A 22,135-nucleotide genomic window follows, 5' to 3' on the forward strand; every position below is an offset into this window, starting at 1 on the left:
AAAGTGGTTCACAAAAGGTTCAATATAAAGATATATAATATTAAAAGTTTTAGAAGGATATGCAATAACCAACTTGATATGATTAATGGAGGGAATAGGATGGAGATCGGAATCAGTTCGTTTGTAGAGACATGGCCGGACCCCGTGACTGGAGAGGTGATGAGTCACGATCAGCGAATTCGCGAGGTTGTAGAGGAGATCGTCCTCGCCGATCAGGTAGGACTTGATGTATACGGAGTAGGAGAACATCATCGCAAGGATTATGCGGCCTCTTCTCCAGCGATGGTGCTGGCAGCAGCAGCGTCAATGACCAAATATATTCGCTTAACCAGTGCGGTTACCGTGCTGTCATCGGATGACCCGGTCCGTGTGTTTCAGGATTTTGCCACCTTGGATGCTATTTCGAACGGACGTGCAGAGATTATGGCAGGGCGCGGCTCGTTTATTGAGTCCTTCCCATTGTTCGGCTATGATCTGAATGATTATGACGAGCTTTTTGATGAAAAGCTGGACCTGCTTTTGAAGCTCCGGGAGTCGGAGAAGGTCACATGGTCCGGCAAGCATCGTCCGCCGATTCATAACCTGGGCATCTATCCGCGTCCGGTTCAGCAACCGCTGCCCGTATGGATCGGCAGCGGGGGCAACACGGAATCGGTCATTCGTGCAGGATTGCTTGGATTGCCGCTGGTGCTGGCGATCATTGGAGGAAGCCCGCTTCAGTTTGCCCCTCTTGTTAAGCTGTACAAGGAAGCGGCTGCGCATGCCGGCCATGATCCGGCGAAGCTGTCTGTCGCATCGCACTCCCACGGGTTCGTAGGGACGGAAACGGAGGCGGCTGCGGACAAGTTCTTCCCATCCACCCAGGTATGTATGAATGTGCTGGGGCGGGAGCGCGGCTGGGGCTATTATGATCGCGGCAGATTTGACGCTGCACGAAGCTTTGAGGGAGCACTTTATGTAGGGGATCCCGAACTGGTAGCCCAGAAGATCATCCACCTCCGCAAGCATGTCGGCATTACCCGCTTCATGCTTCATGTGCCTGTCGGAACGATGCCGCATGATGATGTAATGAACGCAATAGAGCTGCTTGGAACCGAGGTCGCGCCAAGGGTCCGTGAAGAGATCCGCCGCTGGGAGGCCGCTGGAGCGCCTGAAGAATAACCAGGGCAAGAACATAAGGGAAGGTAAGCAGCCTTATGACTATGCCTCTATTCCGTACAGGAGGCCGAATCGGAACGAACGAAAGTGCCCGTAAGATGGAGATCTTACGGGCACTTTTTCAATCGAGATCATGACTTTACGGGAATTGTCATCTCCAGCTCTTTAATATAATGTTTGATGACATTGCCCTCACTGTCCAATTTATATAGGCCGGAATTGTCTTCTTTAAACTCAGGCTTGTATGGCTTCACGGTGATGGACTTTGCGCTCTTATCCAGTCCCTCCAGAATGAAGTCATGGTACATGTCGTCATTCTTGTTGTTCTCATCCGTGCCTTTTCCGCTGAGCATCTTCAGCTCGTTTCCTTGGTCATCCACAAAATCGTAAGAGATGCTTTGATACTCTCCGCGGGTTTTCATATATCCTTTCAAGATCAGCTGTACTCGGGAAGAAGTGGACGTAAGAGATGCCTTCTTGAGCATCATGGTCATTTTACCCGATGTTTTGGTTACATTCGGCTGTAGCATAATCGGTTTCTCTGCCGACTTTTGGATCGGAATGTTCAGCTTAAATGGTTCTTTGGAACCTTTCAAGTGCACCTTAGCGGTGAGCGTGAACTTGTCCGGCAAAGCTTTGATATTGTCACCAAGCCAAGAAGCGTCGGTTAATGAGATCAGGACAGCGTTTTCGCCTACAGCGCTCCAACGCAAGTCCGGTCTATTAGCATGGCTGCTGCCGAGGCTATGGAGTGGCTTGCCGTCGATCAGCATCTCCATATTATCGATGGAACCTTCAGCATAGATCACTTCTTCGAGCTCAGGATCATATTTCCCGGTCATCTCGCCGGAGAACTCTTTTCCGCTCCGTACAAGTTTGACTTGGATGAGGTTGCCGTCGTGAATGGCCTTGGTAGCGCTGAGGGTAATCCCTCCTTGGGTCGTGCTGGCAATCGCGGAAGCTTTCTTGGTCTCCTTGTTTTGGACTGCTGTTTTGGCCGGAGCTGCTTCAACGTAGCTCCAAGCCGCTCCCCCCAGCATGATGGCTGCAAGTGCAGCGGTCGATAGAACTTTATATGCTTTTTTCATAATACCCTCCGTGGTTGTTTTCTTCTTTCTTGCGAATGGTGATGATGTCTCCGTCCGCATTTACTGCTGGCCGTACATTTTTTTCAGGCTGGCCCGATCTACAGGTACCGTGATTTCTAGATCCTGTACGTATGTTTTGATAATCTCGCTATTCTCATCGAGTTTATATGGACCGCTATTTGCGGAAGGGTCCTCGAACTCGGGCAGAAACGCTTTGAGTGTGATGTGAGCCGGCGCGTCTGCAAAGCGGTCAAACAGCAGTTCATCTCGCTGATGCTTTTGGCTGTTATCCTCGTAGACGCCCATACCGCCTACCATTCCGAGCACCCGGCCCTGATCATCCCATATCTCATAGAGCAAGCTATCGCTGTTGAGGCTTTTTGCTGAATCGGTCCGCTCGATATTCATTCGGATTACCGTTGTGATCGGTGTAAATGTAACCTCTTCGAGCGTCAATCGGAGACTGCCCCATTCCCTTGTCTCTCCTGAAGGCATCACAATAAGTTCATTGTTTTTGCGAACAGGAATTTCCATAATAAACGGCTCCGCAATTCCTTCAAGCGCGATCTTGGCCGTTAATTGAAACTGATCGGGGATGGCTGCTTTCCCACCGTTCAAGTAGGAGTAATCAAACAGTTCATACAGTACAGCATGAGGATCCAAGGTCGGCTTACCGATCAATGCCAGCCTACCCCCGTTGGATTCGTTATTCATGGTTTGGCCGTTGATAAGCACATTAACATCACGTATGGATCCTCTAGCTGATGTGCTTTCGTTATGATCCATCATCCCGTGGGCCAATCCTTCACCTTCCCGCTTCACGGCCATGGACAAGCGAATTCCATCATATGAGACCTCCGGGATGCTAAGCGTGACCCCTTCATGGGTAATCCTGGTATCCGTCATAGCTACCAGACCTCGTTCTTCTGCCGTTTGTAATCCCAGGTTGTTGGTTAGTTTAAAAATACTGCCGATCACTGGTATTCTCTTGAGCGATTCGGCCATGGCCGGGGATAGATACGCGCTGCTCATCACCCCAATGAAAGCAGCCGCGGCTACGGCTCCAACGACTCTCCGTATCTTTTTGCGAGAGCGGTGTTTTCGATCGGCCTTGGTCTGCATCGGGATTTCAGCCAAGGAAGCATAAACCTCATCCTGCCGGCGGCGAATCATATCGGGAACCTTGGGATGCAGCTGTTTTCCCGCTTCCCGGAGTTCTTTATCCAGTTCAATGTGTTTCATAAGACAGCTTCCCCTCCCGAGTATGCTTTACCCGATCCGCCAGGATCCCACGCGCTCTGTGAAGGCGCGCTCGAACCGCTCCCTCTGAAATATCCAATACGCCTGAGATCTGTTTGATGGGCAAGTCCTGAAAATAAAACAAATGAATCACGATGCGCAGCGATTCGTCCAAGCTCTCAACCGCTTCATGAAGATCGAGCTTGTGACTGTCTTCGTAATAACCAGCGGATCTTGACGCTTCAGGCACTTCAGCCATAGCTACGGTCTTAACACGATTCCGAAGCAGCTGATTGCACTCATTGATCAAGATTCGGATTACCCAGGTTTTGAAATACTTAGGTTTTTGCAATGTTGCCAAAGATTTATACGCCTTCAGTGTCGTTTCCTGAAATGCGTCCGCAATATCTTCATCACGTCTTACAATGGACTTTGCCAAGCGGTACAACTCGGGCTCCAGCCTCCGGAAGAGCCGGATGAAAGCTTCCCGATCCCCTCGCTGTGCTCCCTTGACTTCCAGTTCCATATCGTGCACGACTGTCATCTCCTTTTGAGGGCCCTCTATAAGATTAGATGGACCAGCATGCCTAAATGTTATATTTAGACCTGAAAAATGTATTTCTTTTGAATTCCGTATGGGCGATAAGCTGCCGAATCGCGTGATTGCCGGGAACCGCTGGGAGTAATTGCGGTGTACGGGCTGCATCTTTTCGATCGGTTTATTTTGTCATAGGAGCTTCGCTTTCGGCAATAAAACTTGCAGGTGAGGGATCAGGGATGTCCTATCAATGTAAAAGCTTCCTAGCTTACAACAGATGATAGATAAAATAATAGGCCTGCTAAAAAAGAAGGAGGCTTATTTATTATAGAGAGAAGTTCTCCTAACAGTCTTTCGCAAATCTTGCGTATGGCAGGTTGGAGATCTGTATATATGTGGGCAGGATCTAAGAGCTGTAAGTAAATAAATATCAGGAAATGAACTGGCTGTCGAGATCTATCGGCAGCCGGTTCTTTTATTAAGTCATACGACAATAACATGCAAAAGACCGAGTCTCAGAGGTTGAATCTTCTCAGGATTTACCTCACACCCACTATCAAAAGTGGCTGGGTGAATTCGAACCTCTCTACCGGTATCATTAAAAAAATCAAATCTCATACGAAACCCCTTCTCGAAGTAGCCATCTGCATGGCGATCATCATCACAGAACAAAGAACTCCTGTGTGAATACAGGAAAATATCATCATTTAGGCTGGGCCAATGGTTTGAATAAATAAGACGTGACAGGATTGATCACGATACTCGATCGATCCGATCACGTCTTATAGCTATTGGATCACAGCGATTCTTTAATCAATCGTTTGTAATACAGCACCGACAGGAAGCCGAAGATCGAATACAGCGCGGTGTACAGCAGCATAACGATTACCATCGGCGTCCACAGCTCGGTTCCGAAGAGGAACCAGCCGGACTTCACGGCGAAGTAGCTGTGCAACAGCCCGACGATCAGTGGGATACCGAAGTTGAACAATTGCTTGATCTGAATGCCGCGCAGCAGATTGCCTTGGGTAAAGCCGAGCTTTCGCAGAATGGTATAGTTCGGTTTCTCCTCTTCGCCTTCGTCCATTTGCTTGAAGTATAGAATACAGCCCGAAGTTATGAGGAAGGTCAGCCCCAGGAAACCGACGATGAACATGATCAGCCCCATACTGCTTTTCTGGTCGAATATCAACGCCGGCTGGGACATGTAACCTGATTGTTCCGAGAAGCCGAGGTCATGAAATATCGCGTCAGCCTTCCCCAGCATGGAAGCATCGGGAATATCGATCCCGATATACACGGAGCTTTTGGACTGGAGCTTGGGGTCCAGATCTTGAGCTAGCTGCGCATAGATGCTTTGGTCCACGATTGCGGTGGGCAGACCCAGCGAGAAATACTGGGATACGACCGCGTCCTTGTCCACTCCAACCAGTTGTTGAGGAATGGACAGGGTCAGCCCCCTCAGTTCGATCTGACCTGTGGAACGCAGTGACATGAACTGGTTCAGGGCATTGTTCGAGCCGGTAAACAGCGTCTCTTCAGGGGATACGTCGACCCCTTCCACCTGATGGTCGCTCACGACAGGGAGGATCATCGTATTGCCGAATTCTTCCCCGAGATCTGAGCCTACAATGCCGGCAACGTCAGCCTCGATCTGGATCACGTCCCGCCGCGTCTCAGTATATTCAATGTTCTCCCCATTCAGCGCTTGTGTAAACTTGGCCGCATCCTCGGGCAGCAGTAAGGAGAAATGATTCGGTACGCTGTGCCGAGCGGACTGCTCTGTTGAGTAATAGGCAATATAGCTAAGCGACAGCAGGCCGATGGCCAGCGCGGATACGGTCGTAATGATGGTGAGCAGCAGGGCGTTCGATTTCATCCGGAACATGATCGACGACAGGGATAATACGTGGTTCAGTGACAGGTAACCGCCTTTGCTTTTGCGAATGGCATTAAAAATAAAGCTGACCGACCCCTTGTAGAACAAATAGGTGCCGATAATGACCGAGCCGAGAATGAAGATCATCGTGGCGAACAGCTCGGTGGTGCCTGTAAGCTTACCTGAGAACAGGATGGAGGACACGTAGTATCCTGCCAGAATCATCACCATGCCGAGCAGACCGATGAGGATCTCCAGCACGGACATCCTTTTCACCCTGATCTCCGCTGTGGATACGACCCGGAACAGGGAGAGAATGCTCTGCCCCTTAATGAACATGTAGTTCATCAGCATAATGAGCAGATAGATGCAGCCGAACACAATCAGTGTCTGCCTCAGGGCGCCGGATGAGAAAGAGAGCGTGGCCTGTGCCTCCAGCCCGACCAATTTGAACAATATCATCAGAATCAGTCTGGAAAAGGAGAAGCCCAGAAATATCCCGATCAGTATGGAGCTGAAGTACAATATCAGATTCTCGCTGCTTAGGATTCGGAAGATCCGCCCCTTGGTCAGGCCGATCAGTTGAAACAGGCCGATTTCCTTGCTGCGGCGTTTAATAAAGATCGTGTTCGCATACAGCAGAAAGACGGCAACGATGGCTACCAACAGCACTGACGAGGCTCCAAGCGCCGCGGCACCTTTGATGGAGCCCTTGTACTCTTCCATAGCCGGGTCATATTGCAGGGTGACAAAAGAGAAATAGAGCGCCACGCTGAAGATCAACGCAAAGACGTAGAGATAATAGTTCTTTATATTCTTTTTCAAGTTCCGGAAGATGATGTAGTTGAGATTCATGCCTGGACACCGCCCAATACGCCCTGGGTACGGATAATATCGTTGAAGAAGTGTTGGCGCGTTTCCTCGCCCTTGTTCAGCTGGGTGTAGATTTGACCGTCTTTAATAAACACGACCCGGCTGCAGTAGCTGGCGGCCACCGGATCATGCGTGACCATAATGATGGTGGCGTTGATCTTTCGGTTCAGCTCGCTCAGCTTGTTCAAGAGATCCGAAGCGGATTTGGAATCGAGTGCTCCGGTCGGCTCATCCGCAAAAATAATGCTCGGATCATGGATGAACGCCCGTGCGGCCGAGGTACGCTGCTTCTGTCCGCCGGATATTTCATTCGGATACTTGCTTGCGATCTCGTAGATCCCAAGCTCGGAGGCGATCTGCTGGAACTTCTGATCCGCTTCCTTCTTCGATACCTTCATGATGGATAAAGGAAGCAGCACATTTTCCTTCACGGTGAGCGTGTCGAGCAGGTTGTAATCCTGAAAAATAAACCCCAGATGCTGCTTCCGAAATTCAGCCAGCTCCTTCTCCTTCATGCCGGTAAAATCTTTTCCTTCGATCTTGATGCTGCCAAGGCTCACCTTATCGATGGAGGACAGCACGTTCAGCAGTGTGGTCTTTCCGGAACCGGATGCGCCCATAATGCTGACAAACTCGCCCTTCTCCACGCGAAGGTCGATTCCTCGCAACACCTCCTGTTTGTTGAATTTATTTCCGTAGCTTTTATGAATTTGGGTTGCTTCCAATATCGCCATGTGTATCACTCCTTGAGCTTATCATAACCCGGCCTGGTCCTTGTTTTCCTTCGATTGAACGAACAAAAGCATAAAGGCATGTGACATTGTTGTCACATGCCTGTCGTCTGAACCACATCCTGGCTGCGGGGAAAGGTCAGCGTGAAGGTCGTTCCGGCTCCTAACTTCGATGCAACCTCGATCCGAATGGAGAGGGCATCGGCTGCTTTTCTGGCCAGATAGAGTCCCATGCCGGTCGACGCGGTATCCTTGTGCATGGAGGTCGAGGTGAAGCCTTTGTCATAAATCCGCGGTACATCCTTCGGGTCAATCCCGCGTCCGAAATCCCGGACGTGAAGCTGCACATGGCCCTCGTCATCCCAGCCGCTTGTCACGGAGATATCGGAGCCGTCGCTACTGTATTTTACCGCATTGGTCAGCAGCTGCCGGACGATAAACCCAAGCCATTTGGCGTCTGACAGCACCTCACTGCCCGGGATGTCGAGTTCAAAACCGAGGCCTTTTTGAAGGCACCAGGACTGCAAGGACTTGATCTCCTTGGAAAGGATGGGGGCAAGCGGGATTGTCTCGATGAACAAGTCATTCTCGATAAAGGCGATCCGCTTCTGGTGGAGCTGCTGATCCAGCAGCAGGTGCACACGGAGCCACTCGTACATCAGTCTGGACTTCAGTGAGGGGTCCTCCAGCCGCTCGATCATTAACTGCATCGTCGTCAGCGGGGTTTTCACTTCATGAATCCAGGACATCAGGTCGTCCTTCTCCCCCTCCAGCTCAGCCTTGTAGCCTGATACTTCCCGCCGATAGCGATTCGTTTGCTGGTGGAGAGCCTGCATGACGAGTTCCTCAAACGGACGTTCAGGGTGAGCAAGTGCACCCAGGTCATACGTGTCGTCCCAGGCAGCCAGTTGTCTGTAGAACCGGGTTTCCCTCTGGTATCTGACAAACAGGAACACAATGAACACGAGCGTTGACAAAAACACGATATACAGCAGGGAGCGAAGCGGGATCGAAATGTCGATGGCGGCCACGGACAGCACGAGCAGCTGCAGGAACAGGAACAACCCGATCCAGCTGAGCCGCTCCCGTAGATATTGCCTGATCATAGCTCGCCGGCCTCTTCCGTGGCGATATACCCTTGACCGACCTTCGTTTCAATGAACGAGGCCAGCCCGATGGACTCCAGCTTCTTGCGCAGCCGGTTCACATTGACGGTCAGCGTATTGTCACTGACAAACTGCTCGTTATCCCACAGGCTCTGAATGAGCTCTTCGCGGCGGACAATCTGATTTTTGCGCTCGATGAGCATCTTCAGAATATACATCTCGTTCTTCGTCAGCTCCACTGTGCCCGCTTCGTTCGTCATTGTATTCTTCACATATTCGACGGTGGCGCCGCGCCAGGTTCGCAGATCGATTCGCTCTGTATTATAGTTGTACACCCGGCGCAGGGTGGCCTGGATCTTCGCAATCAGCACCTCGAAATGGAACGGCTTCTGAATGAAGTCATCGGCCCCGAGCTGCATCGACATCACCATGTCGGTTGGATGGTCCCGCGAGGACAGAAAGATAATCGGCACATTGGAATGGGCCCGGATCATTCTGCACCAATGGAAGCCGTCGAACTTCGGCAGCTGGATATCGATGATGACCAGATCGGGCTGAATGTCAGCAAATTCCTGCATGACCTTCCCGAAGTCCTGTACGCCATAGACGTTGTAGGACCACTGCTGCAGCCGGTCTCTAATTTCATGGTATAGCGTGATATCGTCCTCAATGAGCATAATTTTAAACATGGAATCACCACATTTCTTGTCATCAGCTTGTCTTTATAGTGTATAGCAAAAGCGTGGGATGATGCTATCTACGCTTCCAGAATCAGATTCCGAGGAATGTTAGGTTTGTAGAGAAATTGTAAAGAACCCAACTATCCGCTGTATGAAGCCACCCACCGTCTTATTGTGCAGGGTCGGCTAATAGAAGGCTAGGGGCTGCTGTTTCTGTATCAAGTTGGCGGATAGATTGGTTATAAACAATTTTTCCCTACCCATCCATATATGAGCATGCCATAATGAAGGAGTATAGCGACTGGGGAGGGGGGTCACCTGTAGTGACCAGTACAATCCGGCCGCTGCAGCTCCCGGAGGATTACGAGGGGATTGCACGGCTGTTAAACAGTTATTGGCCTGAGCCGACGACGGCAGAGCGGCTGATGGAAGACGATGCTAAGATGTATACCGAGGGCCACACCTACCTGAATGCGGATGGACTGCTTGCAGGCTATGATCGGACTCGTAGGGTAGCCGTAACAGCGGCGGGTGAAATTGTTGGTTATTTGTTATCGTGGCGTGCTCCTTGGACTGAGCCTGGGCAGATCAACAATACGTTAATTGTGATGAAATCTTATCGCCGACAAGGAGTCGGTCAGCTCTTGGCTAGGCATGCGGCCCTTTGGAGCCAGGGTCTAGGCGCGAAGAGGCTGGTGTCAGAGATATGGGACGATTGTGAGGACTCGTTGCGCTTTGCCAGACATCAAGGATTCACTGTAGAGCGGCATACATACCAATCTGTCTTACCAATGGAGCATTTCGATAGGAGCAGCTTTGGCGGAGTGGAGCTATTTCGAAAGCTGGAAGGGCGCGGACTGAGATTTACAACCCTGAAAGATGAGTTCACCCCTCAGAATGAAGAAAAGCTGTATGAGCTATATAAAGAGACACTTGTTGATATTCCAGGCTTTCATGAGGAGGTGCCTCCGATTAGGGAATGGAGAACATGGCTTCTGGAAGTCGATGGTTACGCTCCGGATCAGGTGCTCATTGCAGCAGATCGTGACCGGTATATTGGCGTTACTAACGTGCTGTATAATCCGAGTACCAAGGGGATGTATCATGAGTATACTGGCGTTAGCAGGAAGTACCGGGGCCAAGGGATTGGGCTGGCATTGAAGCTGAAAGCGATACAGCTCGCCAAGCAGCGGGGGGCTGTGTACATCCGCACTGACAATGACTCTTTAAATGAGCCTATTCTGAGAATTAACAGTCAGCTCGGCTACAAACCTCTACGGGGACAATATAAAATTACCGCCAATATTGAAGATATAGTTCGCTGCTCGTCTTAACAAACGAGTGATCTGAACCCAAAAGAAGAATGCCATGCCTGTTCGTTGGTATTCTTCTTTTTGTTTTGTTTAAAATATCGATATGTATGCTGCATGCTGATTAAGGGAAGGCTTTGAACGTCGCTTTGGGGATAAAGGCTATAGATTGCCTTTTTCACACTATTGACGAATCACATGAAATACTATAGTATTATCTTTAAATTAAGAATTATTATTTAAAATTAAATGAGGGAGCCGGAAGGAACTTGTCGTTAACCAGACTTCCTATATATTTGGAGATGGAGGGCTTCAATCATGAATCAATTAAAAGGGATACATCACGTTACAGCCATTACGAGCAGCGCGGAGAAGAACTACGAGTTCTTCACCTATGTACTGGGCATGCGCCTCGTGAAGAAAACGGTGAATCAGGACGATATCCGGACCTATCATTTGTTTTTTGCCGATGACAAGGGAAGTGCCGGGACGGACATGACGTTTTTCGACTTTCCGGGAATTCCGAAGGGCATGCATGGCACGGACGAGATTTATAGAACGTCATTCCGGGTGCCAACCGATGCGGCGCTGGACTATTGGGTTAAACGCTTTGACCGGCTGCAGGTGAAACACAGAGGCATTCAAGAGCTATTCGGGAAAAAGGTGCTGGTGTTTGTCGATTTCGACGATCAAGAGTATCAGCTTATCTCTGATGAGCTGAACGAGGGCGTGGCATCGGGCACACCATGGCAGAATGGCCCGATTCCGCTGGAGTATGCGATTACCGGCCTAGGTCCGATTTTTGTCCGCGTCTCGAACTTTACGCAGTTCAAGGAAGTGTTGGAGAAGGTGCTTGCGTTCACCGAGATTGACCAGGCGGGCTCCCTGCATTTGTTCGAGGTCGGAGAAGGCGGAAACGGCGCGCAGGTTGTCGTTGATTACAACACGGTTCTTCCCCGGGCGCGCCAAGGCTTCGGTACGGTTCACCATGCAGCCTTCCGCGTGGAGGACCGCGCTGCACTGGAGCACTGGATCGAGCGTCTGGACAGCTTCAATTTCCGTCATTCGGGACATGTGGATCGCTTCTTCTTCGAATCCTTGTATACCCGGGTGGCTCCGCAGATTCTGTTTGAGTTCGCCACGGACGGCCCCGGCTTTATGGGCGATGAGCCTTACGAGACGCTTGGCGAGAAGCTGTCGCTGCCTCCGTTCCTGGAGTCCAAGCGGGAGCAGATCGAGCGAATGGTACGGCCGATTGATACGGTACGAAGCACGAGAACGTTCGTGAAGGAATAATCGCTTGGCACAGTAAGTGATGAATATGGCCCGGACAGCGGAAGAGGGGAGAGCGTTCCCGGATTTTGCTGTCCGGGCTTTTATCGTATGTTCAGCCGTTCCCCGCACTTGGGTCTCGAAACCCAGCTTCCCCAATTTACCGATTAAGTACATCAAATTTGGTTTAAAAAGAAATACTGAACAGAGTACGATAAACCAGATCAGGTTGGGGTGACACATATGAAAGGGAATCTCCTGAAAAATACGGTGTTTACTGTTGCTGCAATCATTATTGCGGTTCTCGCCGTATTAGGAGCCGTGATGCCGAACGCGTTTGGCGCAACCGCCAGCTTTTTATTCAATGTCACAACAAGCAGTTTCGGCTGGTTCTATCTGTTGTCCGTGTTCGTCATTATCATCTTTCTGATATGGGTGGCGGCGAGTAAATACGGAAACATCCGGCTCGGCGGCGATAAGCAGAAGCCCGATTATCCGTTCTTTACCTGGATCGGGATGCTGTTCTCTGCGGGCTTTGGGGTAGGTCTGGTGTTCTGGGGGGTTGCAGAGCCGATGAGCCATTTCTTCACCACACCGTTCTCCGGGGTGGAGCCACAGACCGAGTCAGCCGCACGGTTGGCGATGGGATATTCGTTCTTTCACTGGGGGATCAGCCAGTGGTCGGTATTTGCGCTGGTCGGGCTGGTGATTGCTTTTCTGCAGTTTCGCAAGGAGAAGAATGGGCTTGTATCTACGGCGCTTGAGCCTGTGACGGGGAACAAGCCTGCGGTGAGGAACACGATTGACATCCTGGCGGTCATCGCCACGGTGATGGGGATTGCGACTTCCATCGGGCTCGGTGTCATGCAGATGAGCGGTGGTCTGAACTCCATTATGGGTATCGGCAACAGCGTATGGATTCAGCTCGGACTTCTGGCGTTTATTTTTGTGGCCTATATGATCTCCTCCACGACGGGACTGGATAAAGGCATCCGGTATTTAAGCAATGTGAACCTGGGGCTGGCGCTTGTATTTCTGCTGTTTGTCTTTATACTGGGGCCTACTGTCTTTATTCTGGAGACCTTTACGCTGGCGCTCGGCGATTATGTGACGAATTTTGTGCAATACAGCCTTCGTTTGCAGCCTTATGTAGGCGGAACCTGGGTGCGCGACTGGACGATCTTCTACTGGGCGTGGGCGATTGCCTGGTCGCCTTATGTAGGCGCCTTTATCGCCAGGGTATCCCGGGGACGGACCATTCGCGAGTTCATCGTCGGCGTCATGGTTGTACCGCCGTTCATTGCCTGTCTGTGGATTGCGGCATTCGGCGGCACAGCCATCTGGTATGATCTCCATGGCGGGGCAGGCATCGCCAATGCGGTGCATGAGGATGTGACCTCGGCTTTGTTCCAGCTGTTCAATCAACTGCCGTTATCGACAATAACGTCGATTCTGTCTGTCCTGCTGATTCTGACCTTTCTGGTCACGTCGGCGGATTCGGCAACGTATATTTTGTCCAGCATGACCACCTTCGGCAGCCTGAACCCCCCGATGTTGATCAAGCTGGTATGGGGCACGCTGATGGCTGCGATTGCCGGGGTGCTGCTTTATACCGGTGGCCTGGAGGCGCTCCAGACCGCGTCGCTGATTGCAGCGCTTCCGTTCGCCGTACTGCTCCTGCTGCTGATCGTAGCGGTGGTTAAACTGCTGCGCCGCGAGCCGCTTCCGATTCGGAAGTCGGACCTGAAGCGATTTCGGCGCCTGGAGGAAGCGGCAAACAAAGAAAGGAAGTAAGAACAGGAAGCATCCAGTAGCAGTAAATAAACAGCCCCTATCCCGTTGCACATGCTGGATAGGGGCTTTCGCGTTATTTCTTTAGCAGCAGATACACAAAGTATGGAGCGCCGATCAAAGCGACCATAATGCCGCAGCAATGCCGTCAGGATCGGCCAGATTGTGCCCGATGGTGTCAGCCAGAAGCAGCATCCAGCCGCCGATCAATATGGCGACCGGAATGTACAGCTGGTTGCGCGAGCCGACCAGCGCCTTGGCGATATGCGGGCCCCGCATGCACTAACGACCAGCAGCGGCAAGAACCATATCCACTTCCGGCTCTTGTTCAAGTAGGTGGTTATCCTCTACTTCTCCTTTTAGCAAATGATAAGTGATGCATACAGGCTTTCCGGTCCGAGGGTCACGGCCGATCTCAGCATCAATATTGAAAACCTTTCTAAGCACGTCGTGAGTAATGACTTCTTCACTTGATCCAGTCTTTACAATCTGGCCATTCTTCATGGCGATGATGTAATCGGCAAATCGCGCCGCATGGTTAATATCATGGAGAACCATAACGATCGTCCGTTGCTGCTCTTCGTTCAGCTTCTGAAGAAGCTCAAGCACCTCAAGCTGGTGGGCCATATCCAGGTAAGTTGTAGGCTCATCCAGAAAGATCATTTCCGTTTCCTGTGCCAGCGCCATGGCGATCCACACGCGCTGACGCTGTCCACCGGACAGCGCATCCACGGAACGGTATTTATACTGCTGGGTTCCTGTTACTTCAAGCGCCCAGTCGATAACCTCCATATCCTGCTTTGACAGGCGTCCGAAACCCCGCTGATGAGGGAAGCGCCCGTAGGATACCAGCTCGCCTACCGTCAATCCGCCCGGTCCTTCCGGCGTCTGAGGCAGAATGGCCATCTTCTTGGCCAACAGCTTCGTATGTACCCTGGAAATGTCTTCGCCATCCAGTACCACGGAGCCGCCCTGATGCGGGATAATGCGGGTGATCGCTTTCAGCAAGGTCGATTTCCCGCAGCCGTTCGAGCCGATGATCGTTGTGATCTTCTTGTCGGGGATATCTACATTAAGACGGTTCAATATGAGGTTTTCACCATAGCCGACGTTTAATCGGTCGGTACTCAGGCGGGTCATATGAAAAGCACCTCCAAAGGTGGGATTTATTCATGATAATGATTCTCAATATCAGCCATAATATTAAACGCAGGCTTTCTTTTTGTCAATAAACTTCTTAATTATAAATTTAAAAAATATTAATTTATATAGGAAATAAAAATAATTTATGTTCATTTTTTTGACGAAAGCGGGGACGATTAAGCTTGTTTTTCTAAAGAAATCAGGCTTTAAAGATGAGGAAAAGATGAATATTTCATAAATCCGACATTGTAATTGGAGTAGATTGCACGTATACTAAATGATAATGATAATCATTTACGTTATTGGCTGAGAACAGGCCATGAATAATAGATCGGGAGTGAAGATGGATGAGCAATGAGATTTTTGACGTGACCGTCATCGGCGGTGGGCCAGCGGGACTGTATTCGGCTTTCTACAGTGGCCTGCGTGGGATGAAAACCAAGATTATCGAATATCAGCCGATGCTGGGCGGCAAAGTCCATGTGTATCCGGAAAAGATGATCTGGGATGTTGGCGGGCAGACGCCGATTCCCGGTGCGAAGCTGATTGAGCAGATGGTTCAACAGGGCTTAACTTTCAATCCGGAAGTGTTCCTGAATGAGAAGGTGGAATCGATTTCCCGAAATGCAGAGGGATTGTTTGAGCTTCATACGTCCAATTCAGGCATCCATCTGTCCAGAACCGTCATTGTGGCTGTTGGTGGCGGTATTCTGAATCCGCAGAAGCTGCAGATTGATGGCGCGGATCGCTTCGAGGTCTCCAATCTGAACTATACGGTCAAGTCGCTTCAGCACTTCAAGGGCAAAACGGTCATTGTATCCGGCGGCGGCAATTCGGCGGTCGATTGGGCCAACGAGCTCGAGCCGGTGGCGAAGAAGGTGTACCTTGCTTACCGCAAGGATGCGCTCAGCGGTCATGAAGCCCAGGTTGACCAGCTGCTGAACAGCTCCGTCACCTGCTTCTTCCACACCGAGATTACCAAACTGCTGGCCTCGGATAATCATGAGATGATCGAGCGTGTGGAGCTAACGAACAGCCAGACCGGCGAGGTTACTGTGGTTCCGGTGGATGAGGTCATCATCAACCACGGCTATGAGCGTGACATGTCGCTGCTGGAGAACAGCCAGCTGGACATTTCCCGGGTTGATGACTTCTATATCGCAGGCAATGCCCATTGTCAGTCATCCATTCCAGGCCTTTACGCAGCGGGGGATATCCTGCATTATGACGGCAAGCTGCATCTGATTGCAGGCGCATTCCAGGATGCGGCCAACGCGGTTAACAGCGCGAAGCGGTACATAGATCCGGAAGCGCATAAGAGCGCGATGGTATCTTCCCATAATGAAGTGTTTAAGGAACGGAACCGGGAGCTTGTGAAGCAGATGATCAAATCGTAGAGTGATGCATGCTGATCGCTTGGCAATGTTAGGAGCCCCGCTCTTTGCGTCCGATCCCTGGATCTGTAGGCCCTAGGGGAGGCAGGGACATGGGGGTGTAAGCTCCTGAGTTGCTGCATGGATCTATCCCAATTAGCTATATGATTTAAACATAGAGAGGAACCAGCTATTGAGCTGGTTCCTTTCTATGTTTCTATTTATGGTTTATTTTATTGGATCGTTAACATTTCTAGTATTGGCTCGTTGGAATTATCGCTAGGAATCGTTAATGTTAACCCTCCTAAAAAGGAGTGTACTAATAAAAACCAATATTATGTCCGCGGCAAAATCTTTAACTTCTAGTTTCAAAGCAGAGCGGGAAGTATAAGGATAGATAGACAATGAAGAAGAAGGGGGGACCCCTCATGAGCAAATGGAAGGCTACATCACAGGTTAAACGGTATGCAGGGATCAGCATCCTGCTGGGCGGCGTCCTGTTCATCATTGCTACGCTGATGCATCCTCCGGCCACAAATCCTTGGACAGGACATCATGTCATCGCTATGATATCCGACATGCTTGTCTATTGGCAGTGGGATCATAGTCTCATGCTGGCGGCGGTCATTCTGTGGCTCGGGGGCTTGTCCATGAGCGAGAGCTTCGCGGTTAACAGGCCGGCGGCAAGGATGGCTGCCCGGTTGTTTGTGGCAGCTCTGACGATCTGGGTTCTTGTACTAGCGATGGAACTGACAACCCTGCCTTCCCTTGCTCTGGAATGGCACCGGGTGGACGCCGGAACGGCAGCGCTTGGCGCAGGCTTGTTTGCCTTCGGCATCATGGCAGGCGACTTTGCCATGATGCTGGCATGGATTGGTATCGTTCTGCTGGGCTTTTCGCTGCTTGCAGAGGAAGCGATGAAGCCTGCCATCGCATGGGCGGGCATAGCTGCGGGCGCATGGGGAGCCGTCGGAATTCCGGCTGCACTGCTGCTTCCCGAGTGGAGTATAATGATCTACCCGGTGACTTCGGGTCCCGTGTTTCTGTGGACGCTTGTATTGGGCATCTGGATGGTGACCAGGCCGCGGGCTTGATGCAGTCTGTAACCAGTAATGGGCGTAAAGTAAGAACTAGGGAAGGCTGGTTGAAATATAAAAGGCCGCCTAAGCATGCCACCTCCCTGCCCATTCGATGTTACGCCCGTTTGAACCACAGCGAGCGGTAATCCACCCGTCCGTTGCTAGTCAGCCTCACCCCCTGCAGATGGCTGCCTGTCTTCACATATACATAGTGAGATCGGTGATACAGGTAGTGGATAAAGTGCTCCTGAAGAAGCTGCTCCTCCAGCTCCAGCATTTCTTCCCATGCACGCTCTGACCCGGATATCATTCGGGAGAACGTCTGATCCACAAGGTGACGGTAGGAAGGCGCAAGCTGTTTCAGAATAAAGCTGGTGTCGCTCTGATAAGTTCGGATAAAACTTACAAGCGGACTTTGGGCAAAAACGACCCCTGCTACCACCACATCGACTTCGGCAAGACGTTCGGGACGCATGAGTTCGTGGATGGGCACCACGGACACCCGACATCTTACGCCGAGTTGTTCCCACTGACGCTGCAGCCACAATGCCACCGGCCTGTGATCGGCTTTAGGACGCAATTCGGTGGAACAGATGTGCACGAGCTCTCCGTTGTAGCCTGATAGTCTCACCCATTCTCTTAACTGATGAATCGTCGGTCGGCTCGGGCGGAAAGCACTGCGCTCCTGACTGACATCGTAGAATAAGCTGTAGGCCGGCATGTATCGTTCCGAGTCCATCTCCTTGTCGATCCGCTCAATGGGAAGCGCCAAGCACAGCGCTTGTCGCAGCAGCAGGTTCTGATGCGGCCCCTGTTTATTCATGTTAAAGGTAAAATAAGATGCCCCATCCTCTATATTCTCAAGCTTGTCCCAATCCTCGCTATCACTGCAAGTTCCTTTGCGGTCACCGTCATCCGTCTGTTCCGGCGATCCGGCGAAGTTGTATTGATACCTCAGCAGCTCGCTTTCCTCTCGGGACAGGTCAGGTACCGTCAAGATTTCCACCCTGTCTAGCTCTGCCCGCCCCAGAAAATAAGATTCAAAGGCCTCAAGCACCAGCATCGTCCGGTCATGTTTGGCGATTCGAAAGGGGCCTGTTCCGACAGGCATGCGGTGAAAGGCTTCCGGATCCCTCTCCCATATGTCATAAGGAATAATAGAGGTTGCCGGAGAACGGAAATATTGTGGCAGAATCGCGCTTGGCACAGCCAGGGTAAAAGCCACCGTATGGCTGCCGAGCGCCTTCATATCGCTGATCTTCAACTGCTCCCAGAAGCTCCGGGTTAAGCGGTTAAGCTCGGGAAAACGCAGGAACGTCTGCACCACGTCCTCCGCGGTCAGCTCCCTTCCATGATGAAACCGCACACCTTTGCGAAGGTAGAATCTCCACTCCATCCCCCCATGAAGCCGTTCCCAGTGATGCGCCAGATGAGGCACGATCCGGTGTGTGCTGCGATCATACTGCACAAGCGTGTCAAACACATGCTCCACATAGTGACTGTCATGACGAGACAGAATGTAAGCCGGATCAAGGCTTACGATGCACGGATAGAAAGGATACCTGAGCACATCCAGCTCCTTGTTTCCCTCCATTTCCATCCGGTACCCCAATTGATGCCCGAGCCATGCATGAAACTGCTCCTTGACCCGATGATCGGCTTCTGAGATGACGGTTAACGCCATGTCATACTTTCCTTCCCGTACCCACTGCCGGGCCTCCTCTGCCTTCGCTTCATCTGGATGCACCAAGAAGGTGAGCTTGGAGGCTTTGCCCCGGCCTCTGGCAGCCTCCCACTGAATCCATTGCTGCTGCTGAAACTGCTTGATCAGCCATTTGGCATGCCGCGTGGTACAGCATAAGCAGTTCTGGATATCTTCCATCTTGGTCAAGCGGGTGAGATGAACCCTTCCATCTTGATCCTGTAGGTCAGAAGTGATGTAGGTTTCGTAAAGCCGGGTATAGTGCTCAATTAATTTCATGTCGACATCCTCTTCAAAAGGTGAGATTAAATCATAACCAGTTTACACTTTTTCCTCACCTTTTTTAACTCTACACTGAGATCACATAGAGAAACGGCTGGTTTAGCCGTGTAGAACAGGGGGATTTACACATGGATAAGAACACCAGGCTACCGAGGGTTGGTCCCAAAGCTGCTCCGTCGACCGCGCCGGCTTCGCTGTGGTCTAATCGGAACTTTTTATATTTATGGACAGGAACCATTCTTTCCAATTTTGGTTATCAAATCTATCTGGTGGCGCTGCCACTGTTGATCTATGATATGACGCGCTCGGCTCTGACGATGAGTATGATGCGGGCGATTGATTTCTTTCCGAACATTATGATCGGGATGGTTGCGGGTGTCATTGTGGACCGCTTCTCCCGGAAGCGGGTCATGTCGATCAGCGTGCTGTTGAGACTGTTTACATTAGCGGGAATCATGTTCTTGCTGTATGCCAATCGACTTGAGCTGTGGCATTTGTACGTGCTGGGATTTGTTTTGTCAGCGGCGGGTTATACATTTGGCAACTCGCATCACTCGGTGCTGCCCTTGCTGTTGGATAAGAAGCAGCTGACGGCAGCCAATGCTCAGCTCACCTTCGTAGATACCCTGATCATGATGGTTGGCCCCGGCGTTGCTGGGGTCCTGATCGCGGCTTTTTCCTATGAGGTCAGCTTTGGCATCTTTCTTGCCTGCATTGTACTGCTGTGGATTTGCGTTAGTCTGACTCGGATTCCGGAGACGGCGAGCAGGGCAACAGGCGCCAAATTCTCGGTTTGGAAGGAGATGAAGGAGGGCATAGATGCTCTCCTTGACAATAAAGTGCTGCTGACGCCTACGCTGGCGGTTCTCTTTAACAACTTCTCAGCCAGTCTGACCTCGGGGGTGCTGATGTTTTTTGCGGTGGATGTACTGCATGCCACCGATCAGCAGGTCGGCCTTATGATTGGTATGGGTGCTGCCGGCGGAATGGTGGGTTCCGTGTGTATTCCGTGGCTGCGGAAACGGTACGGTCGCGGCAGGCTGTATGTCGGCTGTGTGCTGACAGAGGTGTTGGGTTTTCTGCTGCTCGTATTTGCCTATGCTTGGTGGGTCATAGGCTTTGGCCTCTTTATTCGAACATTTGCCATTACGATGTCCAATGTCGTCTATTTCACAATTCGGCAGGAGTTCACGCCTAATCATCTGCTTGGCCGGGTGGCAGGAACCTCCTCCATGCTGATGAAGCTGGCTCTGCCCCTGGGCCTGTTTATTTCAGGAATATGGGCCGAGTACCTGCCGATTCCGTTGCTGTTTCTGATGTCGGCGGTGCTCACGTTCATGATGTTTTTGATCCTGCGGAAGCATTCGTTTGTCAACGTACAATAATTCCAGAGCATGAACCTTCGCCCAGGCTTGCGCATACGATGTAGGTACCAAACTTGCTGCCTGGAAAGGGCGTGAACATCGTATGGGGATTCACTTGACGGCAATACACTGGGTATACTTGGCTTTTATCGTGCTGATCATCACACTGCTGATCAGGCGTCGCGATACGACGATGGTGTGCATCACAGGTATTTTTGCGCTCGGGCTGCTGGCGGTCGGGTCGCTTAGCGGCTCCGTGTCCGGCGTCTTCGAGTCTTTCATCTACGCAACGAAAGAATTGATGGGCACCATCATGATCATATCCATCATTGTGGCGATGAGCAGGGTGCTGATTCGCACCGGTATTAATGAGACGATGGTCGCCCCATTAACCCGGTTTCTGAGAACACCTGCGATGGCCTATTGGGGAATCGGGCTAATTATGATGGTGACATCGTTCTTCTTCTGGCCATCCCCGGCTGTAGCGCTCATCGGCGCTGTGCTGCTGCCGGTAGCGATTCGGGTCGGGCTGCCTGCGATTGGAGCGGCCATGGCCATGAATCTGTTCGGACATGGAATTGCGCTATCGGGTGATTACATTATCCAGGGAGCACCTAAATTAACGGCCGATGCTGCAGGTCTTCCGGTGACGAGCGTGATGGCGGCAAGCGTGCCGCTGGTCATCGTCATGGGCGCGGTAACGACGTTCACAGCATTCTGGATCATGCGAAGAGAACAGCAGTTGGGCACTTTCAGAGACGGGCTGATCGCCGCCAACAACACGAAACATCCGCTCACGGAGCCTAAAGACGAAGGGGAAGGGATACAGCCGATTTCTCCAGGTATGAAAAAAGGGCTTGCCATCGCCATCCTGCTGTTGTTTGCGCTGGATGTGGCCACGATGTTTCTGCTGAATTTGCAGGGCGGTGACGCCACGGCCTTAGTGGGCGGTACAGCGGTGCTGATTCTGATGGTAATTACGCTGATGGCCCATCGGAATCGGGGGCTGGAGCAGATGACCTCCTACCTTATTGAAGGATTTATGTTCGGATTCAGAGTGTTCGGGCCTGTCGTTCCCATTGCGGCTTTCTTCTATCTTGGCGATGCTGCTTTCACTGAAATGTTCAGCGGTGATGCCCTCCCTGAGGCCTCACACGGCATTGTCAATGATCTGGGGCTGGCGCTGGCCAATACCGTTCCGCTCAATGGCGCGGTTGGCGCAGTGACGCTGACCATAACCGGGGCCATTACCGGACTGGACGGGTCCGGATTCTCGGGCATATCGCTGGCGGGCTCCATCGCCCAGCTCTTTGCCACGGCGATTGGTTCAGGCGCGGCGACATTGACAGCGCTGGGCCAAGTAGCAGCCATTTGGGTTGGCGGCGGCACGCTGATCCCCTGGGCGCTTATACCTGCTGCGGCGATCTGTGGAGTCAGTCCGTTTGAGCTGGCCAGACGGAATCTGAAGCCGGTCATGCTTGGCTTGGCTGTTACTACGGTTGTGGCTATGCTATTGATATAACCTTG

Annotated in this window: 17 protein-coding genes and 1 pseudogene; 8 read left to right on the plus strand and 10 right to left on the minus strand. The window is 51.4% G+C overall.

Features of this window, described 5'->3' with window-relative positions; all coding sequences use genetic code 11:
- The first annotated feature begins 99 nt into the window (after positions 1-99).
- Positions 100-1,161 carry an LLM class flavin-dependent oxidoreductase gene (locus MKX64_RS11110; protein WP_095399203.1) on the plus strand — a complete coding sequence of 354 codons (1,062 nt, stop codon included), beginning with the start codon at positions 100-102 and terminating at the stop codon, positions 1,159-1,161.
- Between the two features lie 128 nt (positions 1,162-1,289).
- Here the strand turns inward: MKX64_RS11110 and MKX64_RS11115 are convergent, their stop codons facing one another.
- The 7 genes from MKX64_RS11115 to MKX64_RS11145 all read right to left on the minus strand — a co-directional run bounded on the left by MKX64_RS11115 (position 1,290) and on the right by MKX64_RS11145 (position 9,301).
- Positions 1,290-2,246, minus strand: a complete 957-nt coding sequence (locus tag MKX64_RS11115; RefSeq protein WP_095399204.1) for a DUF5643 domain-containing protein — start codon at positions 2,244-2,246, stop codon at positions 1,290-1,292.
- Positions 2,247-2,306: 60 nt separating this feature from the next.
- Positions 2,307-3,488: a DUF4179 domain-containing protein gene (locus MKX64_RS11120; protein ID WP_095399205.1), complete on the minus strand. Its 1,182-nt coding sequence runs from the start codon at positions 3,486-3,488 to the stop codon at positions 2,307-2,309.
- A complete protein-coding gene (locus MKX64_RS11125; protein ID WP_445670836.1) occupies positions 3,475-4,011 on the minus strand; it encodes a sigma-70 family RNA polymerase sigma factor in 537 nt (178 codons plus the stop codon). The genes MKX64_RS11120 and MKX64_RS11125 overlap by 14 nt, the downstream gene beginning before the upstream one ends.
- Positions 4,012-4,819: 808 nt before the next feature.
- Positions 4,820-6,757 (minus strand): FtsX-like permease family protein, encoded by a 1,938-nt coding sequence (locus tag MKX64_RS11130; protein ID WP_341035818.1) that lies wholly within the window; start codon positions 6,755-6,757, stop codon positions 4,820-4,822.
- Positions 6,754-7,509: an ABC transporter ATP-binding protein gene (locus MKX64_RS11135; RefSeq protein ID WP_095265096.1), complete on the minus strand. Its 756-nt coding sequence runs from the start codon at positions 7,507-7,509 to the stop codon at positions 6,754-6,756. Before MKX64_RS11135 ends, MKX64_RS11130 begins: the two co-directional genes overlap by 4 nt.
- Positions 7,510-7,601: 92 nt before the next feature.
- The gene (locus MKX64_RS11140) at positions 7,602-8,612 is read right to left on the minus strand and encodes a sensor histidine kinase (RefSeq protein WP_341035821.1); all 1,011 of its coding nucleotides are present in this window, start codon (positions 8,610-8,612) and stop codon (positions 7,602-7,604) included.
- Positions 8,609-9,301: a response regulator transcription factor gene (locus MKX64_RS11145; RefSeq protein ID WP_095399209.1), complete on the minus strand. Its 693-nt coding sequence runs from the start codon at positions 9,299-9,301 to the stop codon at positions 8,609-8,611. Before MKX64_RS11145 ends, MKX64_RS11140 begins: the two co-directional genes overlap by 4 nt.
- A gap of 314 nt (positions 9,302-9,615) precedes the next feature.
- On the opposite strand from MKX64_RS11145, the gene MKX64_RS11150 reads away from it, so the two are divergent.
- The 3 genes from MKX64_RS11150 (at position 9,616) to MKX64_RS11160 (ending at position 13,668) form a co-directional block, all read left to right on the plus strand.
- Positions 9,616-10,626, plus strand: a complete 1,011-nt coding sequence (locus tag MKX64_RS11150; protein ID WP_176475641.1) for a GNAT family N-acetyltransferase — start codon at positions 9,616-9,618, stop codon at positions 10,624-10,626.
- 294 nt (positions 10,627-10,920) lie between these two features.
- Positions 10,921-11,898, plus strand: coding sequence for a ring-cleaving dioxygenase (locus MKX64_RS11155; RefSeq protein WP_341035823.1), 978 nt, complete (start codon positions 10,921-10,923; stop codon positions 11,896-11,898).
- A 219-nt stretch (positions 11,899-12,117) separates the two neighbouring features.
- Positions 12,118-13,668, plus strand: a complete 1,551-nt coding sequence (locus MKX64_RS11160; protein WP_095399214.1) for a BCCT family transporter — start codon at positions 12,118-12,120, stop codon at positions 13,666-13,668.
- A gap of 73 nt (positions 13,669-13,741) precedes the next feature.
- On the opposite strand, the pseudogene MKX64_RS11165 reads toward MKX64_RS11160, so the two are convergent.
- A pseudogene (locus MKX64_RS11165) lies at positions 13,742-13,944 on the minus strand (iron chelate uptake ABC transporter family permease subunit); the annotation flags it as partial.
- 3 nt (positions 13,945-13,947) lie between these two features.
- A complete protein-coding gene (locus tag MKX64_RS11170; RefSeq protein WP_095265089.1) occupies positions 13,948-14,805 on the minus strand; it encodes an ABC transporter ATP-binding protein in 858 nt (285 codons plus the stop codon).
- A gap of 350 nt (positions 14,806-15,155) precedes the next feature.
- Here MKX64_RS11170 and MKX64_RS11175 point away from each other — a divergent pair, with 350 nt between their 5' ends.
- The gene (locus MKX64_RS11175; RefSeq protein ID WP_095265088.1) at positions 15,156-16,205 is read left to right on the plus strand and encodes an NAD(P)/FAD-dependent oxidoreductase; all 1,050 of its coding nucleotides are present in this window, start codon (positions 15,156-15,158) and stop codon (positions 16,203-16,205) included.
- 404 nt (positions 16,206-16,609) lie between these two features.
- Positions 16,610-17,275 carry a hypothetical protein gene (locus tag MKX64_RS11180; protein WP_341035826.1) on the plus strand — a complete coding sequence of 222 codons (666 nt, stop codon included), beginning with the start codon at positions 16,610-16,612 and terminating at the stop codon, positions 17,273-17,275.
- Positions 17,276-17,375: 100 nt separating this feature from the next.
- On the opposite strand, the gene MKX64_RS11185 is transcribed toward MKX64_RS11180, so the two are convergent.
- Positions 17,376-19,241 carry an ABC transporter substrate-binding protein gene (locus tag MKX64_RS11185; RefSeq protein WP_095265083.1) on the minus strand — a complete coding sequence of 622 codons (1,866 nt, stop codon included), beginning with the start codon at positions 19,239-19,241 and terminating at the stop codon, positions 17,376-17,378.
- Between the two features lie 131 nt (positions 19,242-19,372).
- On the opposite strand from MKX64_RS11185, the gene MKX64_RS11190 reads away from it, so the two are divergent.
- Complete coding sequence (locus MKX64_RS11190) at positions 19,373-20,629, plus strand: MFS transporter (protein ID WP_095265082.1); 1,257 nt, start codon at positions 19,373-19,375, stop codon at positions 20,627-20,629.
- A gap of 82 nt (positions 20,630-20,711) precedes the next feature.
- The gene (locus MKX64_RS11195) at positions 20,712-22,130 is read left to right on the plus strand and encodes a hypothetical protein (protein ID WP_095265081.1); all 1,419 of its coding nucleotides are present in this window, start codon (positions 20,712-20,714) and stop codon (positions 22,128-22,130) included.
- Positions 22,131-22,135: the final 5 nt, after the last annotated feature.

Source organism: Paenibacillus sp. FSL M8-0334 (genome assembly GCF_038000405.1).
Lineage (GTDB): Bacteria > Bacillota > Bacilli > Paenibacillales > Paenibacillaceae > Paenibacillus_AQ > Paenibacillus_AQ campinasensis.